4 protein-coding genes and 1 tRNA gene are annotated in these 5,044 nt (G+C 66.9%); 2 read left to right on the plus strand and 3 right to left on the minus strand.

The window, feature by feature from the left end; all coding sequences use genetic code 11:
* Positions 1 to 357 precede the first annotated feature (357 nt).
* Positions 358 to 434 (plus strand) — tRNA-Ala (locus ACLQ24_RS28480).
* 405 nt (positions 435 to 839) lie between these two features.
* On the opposite strand, the gene ACLQ24_RS28485 is transcribed toward ACLQ24_RS28480, so the two are convergent.
* Both ACLQ24_RS28485 and ACLQ24_RS28490 read right to left on the minus strand, forming a co-directional pair.
* A complete protein-coding gene (locus ACLQ24_RS28485) occupies positions 840 to 1,046 on the minus strand; it encodes a transposase (protein ID WP_425894824.1) in 207 nt (68 codons plus the stop codon).
* Positions 1,047 to 1,271: 225 nt separating this feature from the next.
* Complete coding sequence (locus ACLQ24_RS28490) at positions 1,272 to 2,060, minus strand: GNAT family N-acetyltransferase (RefSeq protein WP_425894825.1); 789 nt, start codon at positions 2,058 to 2,060, stop codon at positions 1,272 to 1,274.
* A gap of 105 nt (positions 2,061 to 2,165) precedes the next feature.
* Here ACLQ24_RS28490 and ACLQ24_RS28495 point away from each other — a divergent pair, with 105 nt between their 5' ends.
* Entirely contained in the window at positions 2,166 to 2,789 is a 624-nt protein-coding gene (locus ACLQ24_RS28495) for a RidA family protein (protein ID WP_425894826.1), read from the plus strand.
* A gap of 976 nt (positions 2,790 to 3,765) precedes the next feature.
* On the opposite strand, the gene ACLQ24_RS28500 is transcribed toward ACLQ24_RS28495, so the two are convergent.
* A complete protein-coding gene (locus tag ACLQ24_RS28500; protein ID WP_425894827.1) occupies positions 3,766 to 4,698 on the minus strand; it encodes an MIP/aquaporin family protein in 933 nt (310 codons plus the stop codon).
* Between the last annotated feature and the right edge of the window lie 346 nt (positions 4,699 to 5,044).

Raw genomic sequence — 5,044 nt, forward strand, 5'->3', positions numbered from 1 at the left:
AGACTCAAGATCACGCGGCGGCCGTCCTGTTCCCGCCCGCCTCAGCCATGATCACGAAGTACGGCTGCCGTACTAGGTCGCCGATGCGGGGGTATTACTGCGAGCTGATGCCCCACATTCGCGATGCCGCGATGTTGTGTCGATCAAGGCGTGCACGGGCCCGCAGCACTTGATTGGCTCGGCTCCCTCAAGGGAGGGCGGCTGAGATGCCCCGGTTTGCCGGACGTCGAGTCGATCTCAGTGCAGGCGACGGCGGCGCACCGGGGGTGGATTCGCGGTGGAGGCTGGCGACCTGTTAGCCTTGCTGCCGGCCCGCCCGGTGTTAGCCGGGTGGGACCGAAGCCGGTTCGCCGGTGGGGGGCTGTGGCGCAGACTGGTAGCGCACCTCGTTCGCATCGAGGGGGTCAGGGGTTCAAATCCCCTCAGCTCCACCAAGAAACAGCAGGTCAAGGGCGGGTTTCCGGATGACGGGGAACCCGCCCTTGATCATTTGTCCGCTGCTTTCCGCAGGGCGGAGCCCCGGTCCGCGGCACTGGGCGGCAGAGGTTAAGTCGAACGGTTGAGTTCGACGGCGCGGTGGGGCCCAGCACGTGAGTGTGCGGTGGACCCCAAACACCGAGCCAGTATGGCCGCGCTGCGAGTGCTGACCGCCATCATCGGGCAGCCGCCGCAACAGGGCGCACGACCGTCGTTGCTCGCCGCCAGCGCGGACGTCCCATCCGGTGCCTATCTAGAGCCAACCCGGCTGTGGCGCACTCGTGGTCCGGCCGGTCTCGGACGATCGAAGCCGGTCTCATTGGTCGCCAGCACCGCATCGGGGTGCCCGAGCTGTTCATCAGTCAGGAACGCATGTCGTCGCGGACGCCATCGGCGTCCCACACCGCCGTGTGCAGCAGCCGCTGCATCGCCTGCGGATCGTCGTGCACCGCCCGTTCCGTAAGAGACCAGTAGGTCTTTCGTTCCACGCCCGACAGCAGCCCTTCCACGAACTGCCCGGCGGTCCGGCGTGGCTCGGCCCGCACGAACCGGTCAGCGACACGCGTCACCGCCTCGTCCAGGATGACCCGCCACCCGGCTGGGGTCCACGCTGTGGCACGCAGCCACCGCACAATCTTCGGTTGTCCTCACAAACCATCGATGATCAACGCGGTGGCCGTCTTCATACCCGCGCACTAATACTCAAACGCCGAAGTCAAGTGACGTTGGAGTATTAGTGCGCGGGAAGGACCTCGCTGGCAAAGCTAAGAGGCGTCGCCCCGGCGCCTCCCGTACTAGTTTTTCCGGGTCCACCGCCACACCGCGCGCCGATAGCACTCCTCCAGCCCGGCGCGTCGCATGTTGTTGTATGAGCTGTTCACCCGGTCCGGATTGGGGCATGCCGTTTCCGTGATGACCCACTGGCATCCGGCCTTGCGCGCTGCCTCGGCGCGCGCCGAGATCAGCGCGGACTGGGCTCCGCGATTGCGGTACGCCGGCAAAGTGCCGCCCGAGTGCAGGGCCCCAACGTCGCCGTGGACCAGCAGCACCGCGCCAGCGACCATGGTGTCACCGTCCCAGGCCGCGAACGGGTACGAATTCGGCTCACCGACGCTCGCCGCGATCATCTCGGCCAGGTGTGTGCCCGGAGCGCCGAATCCGGTCAGGATCACCTCGCCGAACTCCGCGGCGTCGCCGGCGGTGACAGGCGCGATCCGGAAATCGGTCGGCGCGCTCTTCACGGCGGCAGCCTCGCCGCCAAGCTTCACCTTGGCACCCGTCTTGACGATGCCCCGAGCGGCGGCCAGCTCCTCAAAGTCGGGCGGCAGCAGGTCCGGAGCGAAGTGCAGGGTGGCCGTCTCAGCGCCCAGCTCCTCATAGTGCGCCACGACCTCGTCGAGCAGATCGGCGGTGACCGGCTCGGTGAAGCCGAGTGCCTGGCTCCAGTAGTCGATCGGGTCGAACCGCATGTGGAAGACGACGCCGCTGCGCAGACGGGCAACCGTGGCCCCGAGTGCGGCCGGTGCGACCTTTCCGTACAGGTACATCCACTCGGCCTCGGCCGTTTCACTGTCAAAGTTCATGCTGTAGGGATGTGGTCGGGGCCGACCATCTTCGGTCATCCCGAGGTGCCGTGCCTCACAGCCGGGCCCAGCGGTCCGCTGCCGGCGAAAGAACTCCCATCCCCGGTGCTGGAGGCGACGGTCGACGAGTTCACCGGCACCGTTGCGGTCAGCGAGATTCCGACAGGTGGGGACTTGGCGACGAGACGGGCGGCGGCCTCGGCTGCGATGCCGGGCGACCAAGCGCCTTTCGGCCATGATTTCATGAGAGCGTCACGTAACACGGTCACATCACGCAATAGTACCCGCACGGATCGGACCGACCTCATGGATGCTCTACAGCGCTTGAATCCTGCATCTGCCCCCGCGCCGAGCGGGAAGTACAGCCAGCTCACCATCACGGCGGCAAACACCCGCGTGGCAACATTCGCTGGGCAGATTGCCACACCGACATCGGCCGGGATCATTCCTGCCGGCGCTGCCAATCAGACCCGTCTCGTCTTCGCCGCCATCGAGAATCTGCTGGCATCGCAGGGCGCCAAACCCGCCGATCTGATCAAGCTGACGACGTTTATAGTCGGCCGTGACAATCTCGACGAGTTCAATGCAGTCCGTAATGAAATCTACGCCGAGTGGTTTCCCGAAGGCGACTTCCCCGGCAACACGCTCATTCTCGTGGCAGGGCTTGCGGCAGAATCTTTACTGGTGGAAATTGAAGGAAGCTTCGTCTGCCCTCAACCCGGTAGATAACTCACAAGCGAATTCAGATCTTGTCAGCCTGGTCGTCCATTCGGGCCTGCGGCGAATACAGCTGCCGATCGATCAACGCGTGGCCCTTGTCCGCGCGGCAGGCCATGAACATGCCGACCCGAGGGTTCTCGATCCTCCCGGCTGTCTTGGAATGCTGCCGGGGCAACGCGCCGGACGCGGCCCCGTCTGCTCGGCCGCAGAGTTACCGGTGAGCGCGGCCGGCGATGTACAGCCGGACGGCATGCGACGCGCGAGTGGGGACGCCGACGGTGAACGTGACGACGTCCGGCGCAATGTTCCGAGCACCTTGCCGAGCCAGGCAGCGTGCTCGCGACTCGCCGCGACCCTCCCGGCCGGGACGCTCTCCGGGGCGCCTCTCCCCGAAAATCGTGGGCACGTACGCCATCGAAGTAGCCCACCGCGCTTCTCGCGCGCCGCGTCGTGGTGACCGGGGATCTGGCCACGCTCCAGTTACGGCTCCGTACGACGCGCGTGCCCGACCTCGCCCGGGGTGGACGACTGCCATCAGGTCATCCGCGCGTGCTTTGGTCAGGCGGGCTATAGGCTGCCGGACGCGGCGCGTACCGGGCTCGTCACTGGCGAGCCCGGTACGCGTACATCACGCTGTAGATGGTCGCCTCTGCCTGTTCCCACTGTCCGGCGGGCGGAGGAAGTAGCGGGCCGGGGGAGTGAGGTCGCGAATGAGAAGTCCAACGTCGACCACTCTGTGCGCCGTTGCAGAAGCAGAACTCCTGACGTGACGTCTGACCGGCCCATTCGATCAATCGACGCGGACAGGTCGTGGTGGCGAAGATCCTGACCGAATCAGGGCGGCATCCGGAATGTGATCGAGTGGACGATCAGCGTGGACTCGATGACGAGTCGCGCCGGCCCAGTACGGCGTGGGCGCCGCGCACCGGAGGCCCTGGCTGTGTTCAATGCCGAGCAGCCCATCCCGTACGAAGCAGGTCGAATGTCACTGAGCCGAGGTGATGGTCGTGCTCTCTTTTGTGGTCGGCGCTGCGGACGCCAGTCCGCGGTAGAGCCCCGCAGCGGCGGCGCCGCCAACAAGGGGGCCGATCAGGTAGGCCCACCAGTCGGTGAGGTTGCCGGCGACGATCATTGGGCCGAGGGCCCGCGCGGGATTGACTCCGGCGCCGGTGATCGGCCCGCTGATCAGGATGGCTGCGGCGAGTGCGGTGCCGATGGCGACCCCGCCGGCGAGGCGGGACAGGCGGCTGTCGGCGGCTACCGCGACCACGACGAGGACCAGCAGGAAGGTGACCAGTGCTTCGACGAGCAAGACCCGGATGCCGCTGACACCAGGGGCTGGGGTGGTCGCGCCCAGCCCGGCCGCCGAGCGAGCTTGTTCGCCTTCGACGGCCCAGGCCGTCACTGCGGCCAACAGTGCACCGGCGAGCTGAGCGACGACATAGGACGGCACCTGAGACCATGGGAAGCGGCGTGTCAAGGCCAGCGCCACGGTGACTGCCGGGTTGAGGTGGGCTCCGCTGACGCCGCCGAGGGTCACCGCCATGATGACGATGGCCGCCGCGCCGGCGAAGGCCACCGTCTCGGAGCTGTAGGCAGCGCCGGCGATCGGGGTGTTCAGGGCCGCCTGGGTGGCGGTGGCGATGATCGTGAGGACCAGCACGAAGGTGCCGATGAACTCGGCCGCCGTCGCCCGGCCGGTGGCGGTGCCGATCGGATGGCCGTGCAGTGTGGTGTGGTGATGCAGTTTGCCGGTCATGGCGTCAGCCCTTTCAAGATGGGCGAGTAGGTGCCTGCTGGTAGGACGGAGATGGTTCGAGACCCGGCCCGGCCGAAAACAGGCGCCACTTTGGCTGCCGGCGGTTGCGGCCCCTATCGTGCCGCCCGCTACTTCACGGTGTGCCACCGGTTCGTACACGGCTGGGCTGGTGGTCTCGGGCGGCTTGAGCGTGAGCGCGTAGAGGCATGTACAGCACCGTGTGTGACTGCGTGAGTGTCAATCCGAGCACACCGCACAACACGGCGGCGGCTGTGGCGGTGACGTCCTACGACCTCGACAGGCGCCAAGTCCATCGGGTCACACTCGTGGTCGCCGGTCAAGGGCGGGCTTCGTGTGGCGCTGGGCGGCACGTCAGACAGCCCGACCTTCGTCGGCTGCTGAGGGAGGTGCCGGCGACGCGGAGGGGTTCCGCGTCGCCGGCGTTGGTGGATCAGGCGCGGATGAAGGCGAGCAGGTCGGGGTTGATGACGTCTGCGTGGGTGGT

It is taken from the genome of Micromonospora sp. DT4, assembly GCF_049841675.1.
Classification (GTDB): domain Bacteria; phylum Actinomycetota; class Actinomycetes; order Mycobacteriales; family Micromonosporaceae; genus Micromonospora.